Source organism: uncultured Desulfosarcina sp., assembly GCF_963664155.2.
In the GTDB taxonomy this organism is placed as follows: Bacteria; Desulfobacterota; Desulfobacteria; order Desulfobacterales; family Desulfosarcinaceae; genus Desulfosarcina.
The window spans coordinates 702,860-717,286 of record NZ_CAXXXH010000001.1 but is presented as its reverse complement, the minus strand read 5'-3'; the positions used below and the strand labels follow the sequence as shown (position 1 = coordinate 717,286).

Genomic DNA, 14,427 nt, shown 5'->3' with positions numbered 1-14,427 from the left:
GCCGGACGAGGGGAGTCTCATCCATCGATAGGTCTCCGTATTTTCTGCAGACTTCAGGCGGGGATGATATCACATGCTATCGTCCGTCTCAATAATCGGTTTGAGTGGATCCGGTGGGGGAAAATCGGCTATGGGTTCATAGCCCGTGCGTTCGGGTCCTAGTGGGTCAGAATCTTGCTGATAAACTGGGCGGCACGGTCCGTCTGGGGATTGGCGAAAAAGTCGTGGGGCTTTCCGGTTTCCACCAGGCTGCCCTCGTCCATGAAGATGACCCGGTGGGCGACCTGCCGGGCAAAACCCATTTCATGGGTGACGACGCACATGGTCATGCCTTCACTGGCCAGTTTGACCATCACGTCCAGCACTTCGCCGATCATCTCGGGGTCCAGGGCGCTGGTGGGTTCGTCGAAGAGCATGATTTTGGGCGACATGGCCAGCCCGCGGGCAATGGCCACCCGCTGCTGCTGACCGCCGGAAAGCTGGGTCGGATGCGCATCGGCCTTGTCCGCCAAGCCTACCCGAGCCAGTTTTTCATGTGCCAGTGCTTCCGCATCACTGCGTTTCATCTTCCTCACATTGATGGGTGCCAGGGCGACATTCTGCAGGGCCGTCATGTGGGGGTAGAGATGAAACTGCTGGAAGACGAATCCGATTTCCGCCCTCAGTTTGGTCAAGTTGGTGGAATGGTCGTGAAGCGGTGTACCGTCTACGAAAAGCTCCCCTTTCTGGAACTTCTCCAGGCGGTTGATGCAGCGAATGAGGGTGGACTTGCCCGATCCGCTGGGGCCGCAAACGACCACCACTTCGCCGGGAGTGACATGCAGATCAATATCCCTGAGGACATGGAGTTTGCCGAACCACTTGTTGACACCCTTGAATCTGATCATTTTCTTCTTTCCCCGATTCCCGTAATTTCTGTTGCTACAGCATGACCTGCTGGGTGGCCATTTTCTTTTCAAGCCGGTTGGACAGCCGGATCAGCGGATAGGAGATGGAAAAATAGAGGATACCCACCAGTGAGAAGACCATCAACCCTTCCGGAATCCGTACCACGGTCACCCATCCCACCCGGGTCAACTCTACCACGCCGATGACCGACACCACCGAGGAGTCCTTGATCAGCAGCACATACTGGCCGACCAGGGGCGGCAGGATGGTCTGCAGGCTCTGGGGCAGGATCACGTGGCGCAGCTGCTGGTAGACGGTCAGGCCAGAGGATGCCGCTGCTTCCCACTGGCCGTTGGGGACGGCCTTGATCCCGCCGGCCACGATTTCACAGATAAAGGCGGTACCCAGGATCGTCAGAGATAGGATTGCCGCCGGGAATGCGTCCAATTGGATTCCCCATTCCGGCAGGATGAAAAAGACAATAAAGATCTGCACGACGAAGGGAGTGCCACGGATAACAGCCACGTAGGCACCGATAACCGTGACAAAAAACTTGTTTTTCGAGGCGCGTGCGATGCCGAGAAGCAGCCCGAAAACCGTTCCCATCACCAGGCTGATACCCGATACGGCCACCGTCATCCACAGGCCCTTGAGAAAAAAGGGGAAGATCTCGACCAGCCGATGGAAGTAAAATAGCATCATGGTCAGTAGGCCTCCCTGAAGATGAGTTTTTTCTGCGACCAGTCTGCCAGGGATTTCAGCACGAAGTAGATACACAGGTAGAAAAAGGCCACGGTGAAAAAAGCCTCCGAAGGCATGAAGCGCTCGGAGGTGAGCGTCTGTCCGACACGGGTAAGCTCCATGACTGAGATCAGGGAAAGCAGGGCCGAATCCTTTACCAGGACGATAGCCTGACCCAGCAGGGGCGGCACCGTTACCCCCAGGGCCTGGGGAAGAATGATGAAGCGCATGCGCTGGAAATAATTCAGACCCGACGCGATGCCCGCCTCGATCTGGCCGTTGGGTACCGATGTCATCCCCGCCCTGACAATCTCGGCGATGTAGGCCCCGCTGTTGAGCATCAGGGCGATGATGCCCGTCTGCAGCTCCGGCACTCGCAGCCCCAAGGTGGGCAGACCGAAGTAGAGAAAGTAGATCTGGACCAGCAGGGGGGTGGAGCGGATGGATTCGATGTAGGCGATGGAAAGGCCTCTTACCAGACGCCACCGGGAGAGCCGACAGGCGCAGGCAATGATCCCTGCAATCAGGGCCAGGAAAATCGAGACGATGGATATCAGGAAGGTGTTGCGCAGCCCTTCCATGAAAAACGGCATATACTCCCAGATGACTCTGAAATTAAAGCCTTCGAGCATCAGCAACCCTTCATTGGTTTACCATGGGAAAAAGGGGCATCCCTTCTTCCCATGGTGAGTTCAGGAATTGGATCTATAGACGCAATCTGAACGGATTAGTGGTCTTTTTTCCAATCCGTGGATTCCATCCAGTACTTGATGTTTTTGTCGTAGGAACCGTCGCTGTGGGCGAACTTCAGATAAAGGTTGATCCATTGCCACAGGTTTACCGACTCGTGGCGGACCGCAAAGGCCAGCGGATCCTTGCCCTGGCCCAGGCGTTGATCCAGGACCCGCACCGAGTTGGGCGGGAAATCCGGCAGCACGGTCAGTACGGCGAGGTCGTCGTTGACGCCCGCATCCACGTGGCCGGCCAGCAGGGCCTGGACGATCATGCGTCCGCCGCCCTTGTACGTCTTGATTTTGGCGTTGGGCAGGTATTGTTTGGCGATGGTTTCACCGGTGGAACCCAGCAGCACGCCCACGGTCACGTCCGGCTTGTTGGCATCCTCCGGGACCTTGAAGGCGGCGCCGGTGGTCGTGAACACGCAGGGCTGTACATAGTACCACGGGTCGCAAAAGGTGATCTTAAGGTGACGCTTGAGGGTGGGGGTCATGTCCGCGGCCAGGATATCTGCCTTACCGGACAGCAGCGCCGGAATCAACCCGTCCCAGTCAAAATCCAGAATCTTGAGCTTGACGCCCATACGGTCGGCCATGTCCTTGGCAAAATCGACCATGGAGCCGGTGTGTTCGCCATTCTTGTCCACAAAGGCGTAAGGGGCCGCGCCGGACTGAACGGCCACGCGCAGTTCTCCCCGCTGGACGATATCCGCGAGGGTGTTGGCCATTGCGGTTCCGGCCGTGATCATCATCAATGCCAGCAGTACCACCAAAATTCGTGTCTTCATCGCTTCCTCCTTGGTTTAATGTTCTCTGTTATTTGATTTGCCCCAGCAACACAAGGCCGCATCTATGGCAACGTGATCTCCTCCTCTTCGACAATGATCCCGTGGGACCGCAGCGCATCGATGAAGGCAGGATAGGGAATATGCTTCATCGGCGACAGGACCCCTTTCCCTTTAATTTCTCCCCTGGCGATCATCTGGGCGGCGATGCTGGCCGGGTAGCCGACCCCCTGGGCCATGGCCATGAGCCCCGTCTCCAGATCCCGTTCGATGAGCAGTCTGCTGGCCAGGCGAACCCGCCGGCCGCCCTTCTTTCCCTCGAACACGTTGAGCATGGCCACCAGATCCTTTTCGCTGCGCTGGTACTGAAGCTGGGGGCCAAGGAGTTTATCCATCATCTGGTAGGGCGACACCGGGCAGGGAAGACCGGCCACGGGATCTTCGCTCAAAAAGCCCAATTGCTTCAACGGGCGCCAGAAGGCGCTCCAACCGGGCCAGCGCAGAGAGTATCGCCCGGTTTCACGGATGGTTTCCGTTACCCCCAGGGCATCGGTGAAAAAAACCGCATTGCCGTTGGGGATGGCCTCCAGGGTGCCAAGAGCCGGAAACTCTACGGTGTGGATGTATTCCAGATCGTGCTGGCGTGCACCGGGGATGTCGATCACCGCTCCTTCCCGGACAACCCGGCTGTCTCTTTTGGTGGAGGCGAGCACCCCTTCGAAAACCCATGACACCTTGTAGTTGAGCGGGTTGTCGCAGGCGCCCCGTTCCGGGAATCCGCCGCAGTATGAGTTGATCACATTGAGCTCGTCGAAGCGGCGGTAGGCTTCGCCATAAAGGACCAGGTCGATTCCCGGGTCCAGTCCGCATTCGGGCATGATGGCCACGCCTGCCGATCGGGCCTCTTCATCCAGGTGCGCAATGGGATAAGCGTAGTTGGTGTTCACCACGCTGACACCGGTGCGGATGGCTGCCTGACAGACACTTTCCAGAAACTGCCGGGGGAGCAGATCGATTACCACATCCGCCTGCCGGAAAAGGCGGTCCAGGCTCTCCGAATCGCCGGCGTCAAGGGATTCGGTGCTGACCTTCGACATATCGATGAAACCCGATATCTCCTTGATTTTCTCAAGGTTGACGTCGGCACAGATCACGCGTCCAACGGCCGTGGTTCGGGCCAGATCATAAACGGCGGTTTTCCCTTGGATACCGCATCCTCCTAATACCAGTACTCTCACTGTTTGTACACTCCTGTTTTATTCGTTAGTTGATGAATGCCCTCATCCTCGCGATGCCGCCCGATTCTCGGACAACGCTGCCTTAGGACTGCGGATGGCGGAGGATCGATGGTGCCTGTTACCAGTCTTCGAGCCCGTCGGGCTTGAACATCCACTTCCGGCTGGACCGCATGACCACGAATGTCTCGCAGTGGGTTACCCTTCCGATGGTGGGCAGTTCTACGGAGGTGAATGTATAAAGGTCTTCCATCCCGCCTTTGACAATCACTTCGGCGATGACATCGAAGCGGCCGGTGACAACTACCGCCCAGTGAACCTGTTTCAAAGATGTCAGTTTCTCGAGCTGGTTGCTCAACTGGCCTCGGGATTCGATGTTGATTCCGATCAGGGCTGTCGTCAGTTCCGGTACGGCTGAAAGGTTTACCAGGCCGCCTATTCGTAAAATGCCTGCCTCGATCAATGCTTTCATACGGGATCGAACGGTCGGTGTGGTGACTTCCAGTCTCTCGGCGATATGGGCCGTGGTTAGCCGACCGTCATGTTTGAGCAGTCGGATAAGATTTTTATCCAGATTGTCCAGATTGAGTTTGGGCACCCGAATTCCTTAGGCCAAACTGTTAGAGTGGCAAAATTATATTACATAAATTAATCTTTATGGTAAAAAAATGTCAATTAAATTTTTTAAATTGTATTAAGTTTGCAGATTTATTTTCTTGATGGCCTATCTGGAAAACGCGAATTTACGGATGGATCTCCGCAATCTTGACGAATACATGGTTTCCTCTGAATTTTTGGCGGGAACTGCTATTTATATGACCTGTGGCTTGCCGGTTTGATCCGCCGAGAAGGCTTCCGATTTCGATCCATTCGTTCAGTCTTCCCTGGACCTGGGTTCGAATCTGTTGGGTGTGGAATACCCCGGGGTTGTCTCCTGACGGTTGGTCTCGCTGGGTCTCAATCTCCAGGGTGACCCGATTCCCTGAAATACGCGGAGTAACGTGGACACCGGTGAGCATTTCCCGATACGCCTGGATCTGGTGATAGCGCATGCCCTGGAAAGTGGGGCTGTCCATGGCTACCGGAACGGACAGACCCATGTAAACGGTCGCCGTTGCGCCATCTTGAACGAGAATCCGCTGGATATCGCTGCCGCGATTGGTGCTGTGGCGGCTTTGGGCATCGACATTGATGGAATCGTCCGGCATTCCCCGGTGATCACCCACACCGACGGTTACGTTGTCACCGATGGACACGCTTCCGGAAATATCGACGGACCTCAATTGGTCGATGGCATTTTCGCCCTGGACCACCGTGATGGCCAGTTGTGGTGTGGCCTGATCCAGATGGGCGATGATCGATCGAATCCGAGCGAGATTTTCCGGTGTGGTGTTTAAAAAAATAAAATAATCCATACCGCTGAGGGTATCTCCCGGAGCGAGAAAGGGGGATATGGCGGGGATGAGGTCATCCGCCTGGCGGTGCTTGAGTTCGATGACCGCCAATTGTCCACCATAGGCGACGGCGGATAGCATGAAAAACAGAGAAAAAATTGTCAAACGGATCCCGATCCGGCGGATTTCAAGGCGATGGTTCATTGTTTATCGCTTCTTCTTTGCTTTTCCCGTCGGAGGTGATGAAAGGTCATGGATGGTCGTGCGTGCTTTGATTCGACCAAAATTCCCCGTTTCCAGACGGACACGTGTTCGTGGGTCGCTATCCATACAACCGCCCCAGGAAATAGTTCATCTGTTTGTACCACCATGGCCAGTCGTGGTTGACATCGGTGCCCCAGTAGTCGACCCAGGCACCTATGCCCTTGTCCCGGAAGATAGCGTCCATGGCACGGGTATCTTCGATGGCCGCCTCTTCCCAGGCGCCCTGACCGACGCCGATGATGATCGTGCTCTCACGATAGCGATTCAGGTACCAGGGGTCTGAAAGCCCCGGCAGATAGCTTACCGGTGAGTTGAAGTAGATGTCAGCCAGGTCATCGGCATTGTTACCGAATTCCTGGCGGTCCAGCCGGTACAGGCCGCTCAGGGCGATGGTGCCGGCAAACAGGTCCGGATGCCGGAGAAAAAAATTGACGGCATGATAAGCGCCCATGCTGCATCCGTTGGTCATTATCCGCATCCGGTCGTCGTTGCAGTGGCTGCGAATGAATGGAACGACTTCCTCGGTGATGTATTGGTCATATTGCTCGTGGCGGGAATTTCGTTCGGCCGGCGGCACCCCGAAATCGTACCAGGAGTGCGCGTCGATGCTGTCCACGCAGAACAGCTTGATGCGACCGCTGTCAATGAACGGGGCGATGGCCGCCACCATGCCCATGCCTTCGTAGTCGAAATAGCGTCCCCGGGAGCAGGGGAAGACGATATACGGCTGCCCCCAGTGCCCGTAGACGTTCACGGCCATGTCACGATCGAGGCGGGGGCTGTGCCAGGAGTGTTGTTCGATATGCATTGGTTTCCTTATCGGGTGTCGTGGATAAAACGGATGATCTCCTGGATCTGTTCCATGTCCGGGGATCGGAAGATATAGCCGAAATCCCCCAAAGCACTGCTGAAAATCCCGGGGACAACTTCTGCCTGGACCATGAATGTGCCGTACCGGGCCATCACCGCCTCATGGCTGTTGCAATAGGTGTAACGGTTTTTCCGGCTGGCGTAGCAGCAATGGTATTTCCGTTGGTAGTCCAGTGTTGCGCTGCCATTTACCATCACCTGGGCCCACAGCCGGTAAACGTCAATGTCGCAGGCAAAGTTGAACATATCCGTGGTGAATCCCCCCGGGGGGCGCATGTTCACTTCCAGGGCCACATATTTACCCGGCTTGGTTTCGAAAAATTCGATATGGAAAAAGCGTTCCCTTACGTCGAAAGCTTTGACGCACTGGCGTCCCATCTTTTCCAGCGCCGGGGGGATATTGCGCATGGAGGTGTAGTGGATGTGCCGGGCCTGGTTCACCGTTTCCATGATGCCCTGGCTGAAGCTGTGGCCGGTATAGAACACCAGATCGCCGTTAACGTCAGCCAGACCGTCGAAAGAGACAATGTTGCCTTGAACGAAGGCCTCCATGATGGTGTCCATTTCCAGCTTGGAGGAAAAGAATGCATCGAGATCCGCATCGCTGTCCAGGCGGTAGGTGTCCAGGGCCCCGACCCCGGTATCGGGTTTGGCCACCACCGGATATCCGGTTATCTTGATCAGCCCGCGGGCCTCTTCCCGGGTGGAGACCAGCCGGCCGGCAGCCACGGGGACCCCGGCGGACTGGAAGCGCCCCTTCATCAGGGATTTGCGCTTGATCACGTCGATGTCGCGGCCCCGCACGCCGGTGATGTTAAAATCATCGCGGATGCGCGCTTCGGTGGCCAGCCAGTATTCGTTGAGGGATTCGAAGCGGTCGATTTTGCCGTAGCGATGGGTGTAGTAGCCGCAGGCGCGTACCAGCTGGTCGTAGTCGTGCATGTCTGTCACCCGGTAGTACTCGGTGAGGGCGTCTTTCACCACCGGGTCCAGGTCCTCGCTGGGTGCATCGCCGATGCCCAACACGTTAGCACCCAGCTGCTTAAGATTTTTGCAGAATTGATGGTAGTGGTGCGGGAAATGGGGGGATAGATAAACTATATTCATGCTAATTCCTAAATTTAATTTCAAGCTTTTGTCCGCTGAATATCACCGGCCATCTTCAACAGCTTCTGCCGGCTCGTCGACCGAACGATGTAGCGATACCGGCTCATGGCTTCCTGGAAAATTTTCGGGTTTTCGCCGAATTCGACCAATGCATCGTCCAGGCGCTTCAGCAGCTGGTCGTGGGAGAACATGTAGCTCCGATCCCGGCGGCCCACATAGGCACAGTAAAATTTCTTGTCCGAGGCCACGGATGCCTGCCCCCGGCCGGTAACCATGCGGGCATAGGCGGAATAAAGATCATCATCGACACTGTAGTTCATCATGTCAAGGATGGCTCCGCCGGGCGGGCGGCAGTTGATTTCGATGGGCATGAAGGTATCGCCCATGTGAAAGAATTCGAAGTGGAAAAATTTCCGGCGAATGTCGAATGCCTCGACCAGCTGCCGGCCGATATCCATCAGCGGTTTGGGTATGCGACGCTCCACATAGAAAAAAGTATCTTTACCGTGGACATAGTCCAGCACGCCGTCCCCGTAAGTCAGGGAGTTTTCGAACAGCAACCGGCCGTCGCGGTCCACCAGCCCGTCGTAGCTGACGATGGGGGCATCCACGAAGGCCTCCATGAAATACTCCCCGTCCAGCCGATGCAGCAATTCTTCAAGCTGCGCCGGATCGGTCACTTTGTGGATGCCGCCGGCACCCACCCCCTCGTCGGGCTTCAGGATCAGGGGAAAACCGATTTCTTTGGCCAGAAAAAGGCCATGAACCGGGTTTTTTAAGCGTTCTCCCCGGGCGACGGTCAGGCCGCAGCCTATGAACTGCTGCTTCATGGCGGACTTTTTTTTCAGTCGATCCAGATCCTCGGGGCGGATTCCCGGGATGTTCAGAATTCGGTTGATATGGGCCTCCAGGCCCAGCCAGATCTCGTTGTGGGACTCCACCACGTCGAACCGAGCTGGCGTTCCCATAGCCGCTTTGGCGTATAGGAGTTCCTCAAGCGCCTTCTCCACCGCTTTCGTGGAAGTGAGGTCGGTGCGAACATAATATCGAATGACATTTCTGAGGCGGGTGGGCATGTCATAGAAATCGGCTTCACCCATCGCCCACACACTGGCGCCATATTTATCCAACTGGAAGATAAAATTCGCGAAGTTGGGCGGAAATTCGGGGGAAAGATATAGAAATTCCATGAAATGCCTCGCATCGGCAGAGGACACTGTCCCGCCATCAGGGGCCTGGGCATCGTCGATGATGCATATGAACATTATGGCGATGATAAATGGCGTTTGCAAGCGATATCCGCCATGCAAAACGCGGGCGGATGCTTCAGATGGCATCGCCGATGGGAGGCACCCTTCCCTCTCGCTTGCTCTGTGGACCGTGAGCCGGTTACATCTGCTTAAACGGCCGGCATTTTTCGGAAACGGGGCTATTTGACCCGCATATTTCCAGTCTTCATAAACCGCTGGTGGAAACCCAGCGCCTCATTGAGCAGGTGCGGCTCGTGGCCTCCGGCTTCATTTTTAGCCCGCTGATAGTAGTCCCACAACAGGTCCCGGTAATCCGGGTGGGCACATTTTCGAATGATCTGTTCGGCCACCTGCCGCGGAGTCAGGGGGCGGGTGTCGACCAACCCGTGCTCGGTCACCACCACATCCACCGAGTGTTCGCTGTGGTCCACGTGGGAAACCATGGGAACGATTGCCGAGATTCTCCCGTCCTTGGCCGTGCTGGGGGTGACGATGAAAGAGACGGCCCCGTTGCGCATGAAATCGCCGGAGCCGCCGATGCCGTTCATCATCTGTGAGCCCATCACGTGAGTCGAGTTGACCTGCCCGTAGATGTCCACTTCGATGGCGGTGTTGATGGCGATCACTCCCAGGCGCTGTATCACTTCCGGCGCGTTGGAGATCTCCACCGGCCGAAGGATCAGCTTTTCCTTGTAGCGGTATATCTCGTTGTAAAAACGGGTCCGGGCCTTTTCGGACAGGGTCAGCGACGATCCGGAAGCGGCCCTGGCCTTGCCTAGATCGATTAGGTCCAGCACGCTGTCCTGGAGTACCTCTGAGTAGATGTCCAGATTGTGGAAGAAGTCGTCCTCTAAAAAGCCACTCAGCACGGCGTTGGCCACGTCCCCCACTCCGGACTGCCAGGGAAGGGCGGCCGGTTGGCGCCCTTTCTTGATCTCATGCCGTGTGAAGTCGAGAATCTGGGCGGCGATATGCCTGGCGATCGTATTGGGGGGGGTGAATACCGGACAGGTATCCTGCTCCTGGCTGAAAACGATGCCCACCACGCGGTTGGGGTCCATCTCGATGAAGGGTTTGCCGATGCGGTCGGCGGTCCGGTATATGGGAATCGGCATGCGATAAGGGGGGTCTTCGGGGATGAAGATGTCGTGGATGCCTTCCAGATCCTCGTCGTGGGCGGATATTTCGATGATGATTTTTTTCGCCTCTCGTACGTAAGTGGGGGTGTTGCCCACGGAAGTGGTGGGAATCAGGTGGCCTTTTTCAGTGATACACAGGGCTTCCACCACCGCCACATCCACATTGCCCCAGGCTCCTGAGCGTACCAGGCCCGACAGTTGGGAGAGGTGGTCGTCCTTGAAGAAGATCTCCTCGTTGTTGATCTTCTGACGCATGAAGCGGTCGCTCATGTAAGGGCGGCGCGATGCCACCAGATCGGCCCGCGCCAGCAGTCCGTCCACCAGTTCACTGGTGGAGGCGCCGGCAAACAGGTTGATCTTGAACCGCTCCCCGGCCTCGGCCCGCCTGACCAGGGCCTGGGGGATGAGCTTGGGATATCCGGCGGTGAAACCGGAAATAAACAGGTTGGTGCCGTCCTGGATGCATCGGCAGGCCTCATCGGCGCTGGTGATTTTGTCCAGCAGGGGTTGATATCGGATGCGTTCTTTGATCATGGTTCCTTCTTCTTGTTTTAATGTACAGGATGATTGGCCAAAAATGAAATTTATAATCCTGCCATCGGCAAAACTCAAGTGAATCCGGCGTCCAGCTTTGTTACCCGAGTTTCGTTCGTCCATTGAAGCCCATTGCCGCAGCACTCAGGTCGGCCGCAGGGAAGATTGCCAATGGTTGTTCGCTCAACCCACCCCGCTGGAAGAAGTGGAGAACGCACTCGTCAGAAGGGCGCACCGATACGGTGTGCTGCTGGTCGATGTCTCTTCGGAGCAGGTGTCTACCAAAATATTCCCATGGGCAAGGCACGCTGCCTTGTACATCGGAGCATCTTGTTTTATACTACTTTTTTTTAATTGCATACAAAGAGGGGGAAATGCCCAATTCGATAATCATATCCACCGGAAGCTGCATTCCATCAGAGGTGATACCCAATACCCATTTTTTGAGCCATGAATTCTATAGCCCCGACGGCGTGCGGCTGGAAAAGCCCAATCCGGAGATCATCGAAAAGCTATACAATATCACCGGCATCAGAGAGCGGCGCCATGTCCGCAGCGAACTGATTACCACGGACGTTGCCTACGAGGCGGCCGTTCAGGCGCTGGAAGGCATCGACAGGGAGAGTCTGGATTACATTATCGTGGCTCAGAATTTCGGGGATGTCCGGACCGGCAACCAACGCACGGACATGGTGCCCACCATTGCCTCGAGGGTCAAACACCGGCTGAGGATCGAAAACCCTTATACGGTGGCCTACGACATCCCCTTCGGCTGTCCGGGCTGGCTCCAGGGCATGATCATGGCCGACTACTACATCCGCTCGGGAGATGCCAAACGGGCGCTGGTGGTCGGTGCCGAAATCCTCTCACGGGTATCGGATCCTCACGACGTCGACTGTATGATTTTTGCCGATGGTGCGGGAGCTGCCGTTCTGGAAGCGTCGGACGAAACAGGGGGCATCCTTTCCCACATCACGCGAACGGACACGCTTGACAAAGCCTGGATGCTGCGGCTGGGGAAATCGTACCACCCGGAGCGATCGGGCAACGATCTGTATATCAAGATGGATGGCCATGACATATACAAATATGCCCTGAAAACAGTACCCCCGATGGTAAAGCAAGCCCTGGACAAAGCCGGGCTGATGCTTGGGGATGTCAAGAAGATCCTCATGCACCAGGCCAACGCCAAAATGGACAACGCCATCCTGACGCGGCTTTTTCAGCTATGTGGCGTTGAAACAATCCCCGAAGGGGTCATGCCCATGATCATCGATTGGGCCGGCAACAGCTCCGTGGCCACCATTCCCACCCTGCTGGATCTGCTCCTGAGAAAAAAGCTGGAGGGCCATCGACTGGCGTCAGGGGATGTGGCCGTATTCGCTTCCGTGGGTGCGGGCATGAACATCAACGCCATGGTTTACCGCATGCCGTGATCCTTACTTTTTGAGTTGGGACATCACCTGGGGGATTATTTTGTCCAGCAGGTCGTTGTATTTGTCGGTGCCCAGCCGGGCCACGACGGCCGCTTTGATTCTCATGACCATGTCGGCATTGGCGGCACCGTTGGTTGGACGGGGCAGGGAAGGCGATGGCGCAGCAGGGGTTTTCGGAAGTGAGCCGCCGAGGGTGGGCGTGTTCTTTGTCTGAGCGGCAACGGCCATGCGGGGCATTGGCGTCCCCGGGCGGCCACTGTTTGCTTGTTCCACGGGGTTGAGGTTCATGCCCAGTGCAATGGCTTTTTCACGAGCCACGTCGGTCAGCACCACGTCGTCATGGATTTCGATTTCGACCACGCCGGCCGCGTGCATATCTTCAATATCCCGTACGGTGTAGAACTGTTTCATGCTCTGCCCCCCTTTAGGGCCGTGGGAAAAACTAATTGACCTCTCCTGCCTATCCTTTTCGTCCTTGAATGCCTTCAATGGCTGCGATGGCCGCCATTTTGGCGGTGACCATCTCGGACTCGGTGCCGCACATCCACATGCGGCCAAAACGGCCGACGGATGAAATGTGGATCAATTTAATATTGGCCCGCTTCTCCGCCTCGTTGGCGGCGATGTTGATATAGGCCGCCGGGGCCACCTCGAGCACCAGCAGGGTCTCGCCGGCCACGAGCATGCTGCCCCGCCGAAAACGGTTGAGCAACTGCGCCTGGTAGGGATCCACATTGGTAATCAGCTGAACCGAAGCGACAAACGGTTTAACCCGGCCGATTTCTTCCAGGTCCAGCCGATCCAGCACCATGGCGCCGGCCTCTATTACAGCCTGCTGGGAGTGGGAGTGGATTTCGAACATACCGAATTCCCGTTCCACGACCTGGGCACCGGGCCGGGCCTCGGTCGCCTTGACGGCGATGTCCACCAGACGGAAAACCTCGTTGCCCGGGGCCACTTCGATATACAAAGAGGCCATGCCTTCCACCATCAGGTCACCCTGGGTGACGGTGCCCACGAAGGCGGCGTACTGGGGTTGGGTTCGGTCCAGGTAGCAATAGACGCGCAATTGAAATTCATCGGCCATAATTAACCTCGTTTTTTTCTGAGACGTTATACATTGCCGTGCCGAGCGGCGTCACAAACAGGGGAAAACCCGGGATGATCGTCCGGATGCCGGTGACCTGTTCCACGACCTTGTCCATCCCTGGAAAACAGGCCGTCCCGCCAACCAGATAGATGGTTTCCACCGCATGCGCCGCCACATGCCGGGCCACGATGGTACCGACCTTCTCCATCACCGGGCGCACCATCGGAAAGAGCCGCTGGTAATGCTCTCCGTTTTTTTTGATTTCCTCCGCTTCCTCGAATTCCATTCCAAGGGCACCGGCAATGACCAGGGAAAAGTGCGTGCCGCCGGTCGGCTCGTCAGCCGTGTAAATGACTTCTCCTTCACGGAAGACGGCGATGCCCGTAGTTCCGCCGCCGACGTCGACGACCGCACCGTTTCTCACCTGCAGCACCGCATTGGCCGCAGTGGGTTGGTCAATGGTCTGTTCGCATTCAAAACCGGCGGCCCGGACGATATGCTGGGTGGCCCTGACCTCGTTGGGTGAAACGCCGGGCGGAAATGTGGTCGCCGCCGAAGTCAGTTCAACGCCGATGCGTTTTTCGATGTTACGCTTTAATTCCTGCAGCAACTTGATGGCGCCGTGATAATCGACCACCAGGCCGTCGCGGACGATCTGGGCAAAGCGATACTCACCCGCCAACGGCTGCAAGTGCTCATCGAGCACCATCAGCACCGTATACGCCGTGCCCAGGTCAACGCCGACATGGATCCGGGCTGGCGATCCATTTCGGAAACGGGAATCCTCCGCCCCATTCAGGTGGTGCGTTAATTCGTTGTCCATCGGTGGGGCAGCCTTTAGCGAAGCAAGCCGGTTGCCATTGCGATTACCCGTCGGTTGAACAGCGCCGCTGTGCATCACCGCATTGGCGTCGGCCAAAAATGTGTCGAGAGCTGGATTCAAGCTGTTTACTCCAATGC

General features: G+C 56.6%; 15 protein-coding genes. 1 reads left to right on the top strand and 14 read right to left on the bottom strand.

Annotation, left to right across the window (positions count from 1 at the left end; translation table 11 throughout):
* Window positions 1–158: 158 nt before the first annotated feature.
* The 11 genes from ACHZBS_RS03250 to ACHZBS_RS03200 all read right to left on the bottom strand — a co-directional run bounded on the left by ACHZBS_RS03250 (window position 159) and on the right by ACHZBS_RS03200 (window position 10,941).
* Complete coding sequence (locus ACHZBS_RS03250; RefSeq protein WP_319405099.1) at window positions 159–887, bottom strand: amino acid ABC transporter ATP-binding protein; 729 nt, start codon at window positions 885–887, stop codon at window positions 159–161.
* A 34-nt stretch (window positions 888–921) separates the two neighbouring features.
* Window positions 922–1,590: an amino acid ABC transporter permease gene (locus ACHZBS_RS03245; protein WP_319405098.1), complete on the bottom strand. Its 669-nt coding sequence runs from the start codon at window positions 1,588–1,590 to the stop codon at window positions 922–924.
* 2 nt (window positions 1,591–1,592) lie between these two features.
* Complete coding sequence (locus ACHZBS_RS03240; RefSeq protein WP_319405097.1) at window positions 1,593–2,261, bottom strand: amino acid ABC transporter permease; 669 nt, start codon at window positions 2,259–2,261, stop codon at window positions 1,593–1,595.
* Window positions 2,262–2,356: 95 nt separating this feature from the next.
* Window positions 2,357–3,151 (bottom strand): ABC transporter substrate-binding protein, encoded by a 795-nt coding sequence (locus ACHZBS_RS03235; protein ID WP_319405096.1) that lies wholly within the window; start codon window positions 3,149–3,151, stop codon window positions 2,357–2,359.
* Window positions 3,152–3,213: 62 nt separating this feature from the next.
* Window positions 3,214–4,386 (bottom strand): saccharopine dehydrogenase C-terminal domain-containing protein, encoded by a 1,173-nt coding sequence (locus tag ACHZBS_RS03230; protein WP_319405095.1) that lies wholly within the window; start codon window positions 4,384–4,386, stop codon window positions 3,214–3,216.
* Window positions 4,387–4,504: 118 nt separating this feature from the next.
* A complete protein-coding gene (locus tag ACHZBS_RS03225) occupies window positions 4,505–4,981 on the bottom strand; it encodes an Lrp/AsnC family transcriptional regulator (RefSeq protein WP_319405094.1) in 477 nt (158 codons plus the stop codon).
* A 145-nt stretch (window positions 4,982–5,126) separates the two neighbouring features.
* Complete coding sequence (locus ACHZBS_RS03220; RefSeq protein ID WP_319405093.1) at window positions 5,127–5,981, bottom strand: hypothetical protein; 855 nt, start codon at window positions 5,979–5,981, stop codon at window positions 5,127–5,129.
* A gap of 118 nt (window positions 5,982–6,099) precedes the next feature.
* Window positions 6,100–6,849 (bottom strand): alpha/beta hydrolase-fold protein, encoded by a 750-nt coding sequence (locus tag ACHZBS_RS03215; RefSeq protein WP_319405092.1) that lies wholly within the window; start codon window positions 6,847–6,849, stop codon window positions 6,100–6,102.
* An 8-nt stretch (window positions 6,850–6,857) separates the two neighbouring features.
* Complete coding sequence (locus ACHZBS_RS03210) at window positions 6,858–8,018, bottom strand: carboxylate--amine ligase (RefSeq protein WP_319405091.1); 1,161 nt, start codon at window positions 8,016–8,018, stop codon at window positions 6,858–6,860.
* 20 nt (window positions 8,019–8,038) lie between these two features.
* Window positions 8,039–9,310, bottom strand: a complete 1,272-nt coding sequence (locus tag ACHZBS_RS03205; protein WP_319405090.1) for a hypothetical protein — start codon at window positions 9,308–9,310, stop codon at window positions 8,039–8,041.
* A gap of 137 nt (window positions 9,311–9,447) precedes the next feature.
* Complete coding sequence (locus ACHZBS_RS03200) at window positions 9,448–10,941, bottom strand: succinate CoA transferase (protein WP_319405089.1); 1,494 nt, start codon at window positions 10,939–10,941, stop codon at window positions 9,448–9,450.
* A 374-nt stretch (window positions 10,942–11,315) separates the two neighbouring features.
* On the opposite strand from ACHZBS_RS03200, the gene ACHZBS_RS03195 reads away from it, so the two are divergent.
* A complete protein-coding gene (locus ACHZBS_RS03195; protein WP_319405088.1) occupies window positions 11,316–12,377 on the top strand; it encodes a ketoacyl-ACP synthase III in 1,062 nt (353 codons plus the stop codon).
* Between the two features lie 3 nt (window positions 12,378–12,380).
* Here the strand turns inward: ACHZBS_RS03195 and ACHZBS_RS03190 are convergent, their stop codons facing one another.
* From ACHZBS_RS03190 to eutJ, 3 genes are read right to left on the bottom strand one after another with little or no spacing between them, the layout of a single operon-like run.
* Window positions 12,381–12,788, bottom strand: a complete 408-nt coding sequence (locus tag ACHZBS_RS03190) for a hypothetical protein (protein ID WP_319405087.1) — start codon at window positions 12,786–12,788, stop codon at window positions 12,381–12,383.
* A gap of 49 nt (window positions 12,789–12,837) precedes the next feature.
* Window positions 12,838–13,464 carry a hypothetical protein gene (locus tag ACHZBS_RS03185; protein ID WP_319405086.1) on the bottom strand — a complete coding sequence of 209 codons (627 nt, stop codon included), beginning with the start codon at window positions 13,462–13,464 and terminating at the stop codon, window positions 12,838–12,840.
* Window positions 13,454–14,410: an ethanolamine utilization protein EutJ gene (eutJ, locus tag ACHZBS_RS03180; RefSeq protein WP_319405085.1), complete on the bottom strand. Its 957-nt coding sequence runs from the start codon at window positions 14,408–14,410 to the stop codon at window positions 13,454–13,456. Before eutJ ends, ACHZBS_RS03185 begins: the two co-directional genes overlap by 11 nt.
* Window positions 14,411–14,427: the final 17 nt, after the last annotated feature.

What these genes read in the sequence shown, in the direction of transcription:
- ACHZBS_RS03190 (WP_319405087.1), bottom strand. Translation starts at nt 12,788, where the DNA reads ATGAAACAGTTCTACACCGTACGGGATATTGAAGATATGCACGCGGCC.
- ACHZBS_RS03185 (WP_319405086.1), bottom strand. Translation starts at nt 13,464, where the DNA reads ATGGCCGATGAATTTCAATTGCGCGTCTATTGCTACCTGGACCGAACC.
- ACHZBS_RS03245 (WP_319405098.1), bottom strand. Translation starts at nt 1,590, where the DNA reads ATGATGCTATTTTACTTCCATCGGCTGGTCGAGATCTTCCCCTTTTTT.
- ACHZBS_RS03250 (WP_319405099.1), bottom strand. Translation starts at nt 887, where the DNA reads ATGATCAGATTCAAGGGTGTCAACAAGTGGTTCGGCAAACTCCATGTC.
- ACHZBS_RS03210 (WP_319405091.1), bottom strand. Translation starts at nt 8,018, where the DNA reads ATGAATATAGTTTATCTATCCCCCCATTTCCCGCACCACTACCATCAA.
- ACHZBS_RS03220 (WP_319405093.1), bottom strand. Translation starts at nt 5,981, where the DNA reads ATGAACCATCGCCTTGAAATCCGCCGGATCGGGATCCGTTTGACAATT.
- ACHZBS_RS03240 (WP_319405097.1), bottom strand. Translation starts at nt 2,261, where the DNA reads ATGCTCGAAGGCTTTAATTTCAGAGTCATCTGGGAGTATATGCCGTTT.
- ACHZBS_RS03200 (WP_319405089.1), bottom strand. Translation starts at nt 10,941, where the DNA reads ATGATCAAAGAACGCATCCGATATCAACCCCTGCTGGACAAAATCACC.
- ACHZBS_RS03235 (WP_319405096.1), bottom strand. Translation starts at nt 3,151, where the DNA reads ATGAAGACACGAATTTTGGTGGTACTGCTGGCATTGATGATGATCACG.
- ACHZBS_RS03195 (WP_319405088.1), top strand. Translation starts at nt 11,316, where the DNA reads ATGCCCAATTCGATAATCATATCCACCGGAAGCTGCATTCCATCAGAG.
- ACHZBS_RS03215 (WP_319405092.1), bottom strand. Translation starts at nt 6,849, where the DNA reads ATGCATATCGAACAACACTCCTGGCACAGCCCCCGCCTCGATCGTGAC.